The organism is Polaromonas sp. P1_G1 (assembly GCF_056405595.1).
The window spans coordinates 1-382 of record NZ_JBFUBU010000276.1; the positions used below are offsets into that span (position 1 = coordinate 1).

Consider the following 382-nt stretch of genomic DNA (forward strand, 5'->3'; position numbering starts at 1 on the left):
GCATGTCGGACTCCATCGACATCAGCCGTAGACGGCGAACCACTCCGGTAGTGGAGGCATTCTCGTCGAAATCGGTCCACGCCTGACGGGCATTTGTGTCGTCACGAGGAGTTCCGGCGCGTAGTTGCAAAGCGCCCGCGGCTTCGATCCGAGACGGCAACGGTAGTTCGGCGTCGAACATGAATTGCAGTGCGCCGACGCGAGCGATCGCCGGCTGGACCGGCTCCCGGATGTCTGACCCCTCGCAAGGCAGTCCCCACATCAATGGTTTCGAACTCGTTCGCACTTCCGCCGTCAAGAGCCACGCCGGCTCGACTACCGCCCACCTGCTCGGGCTGTCGACATTCCAGGAGAGTCCCCACCGGACGGTCTCCCCCAATTC

1 protein-coding gene is annotated in these 382 nt (G+C 63.1%); it reads right to left on the bottom strand.

Annotation, left to right across the window (positions count from 1 at the left end):
- On the bottom strand, positions 1-181 hold a 181-nt coding region (locus AC1D1Y_RS26830), incomplete at its 3' end, for a hypothetical protein (protein WP_477685014.1).
- Positions 182-382 lie beyond the last annotated feature (201 nt).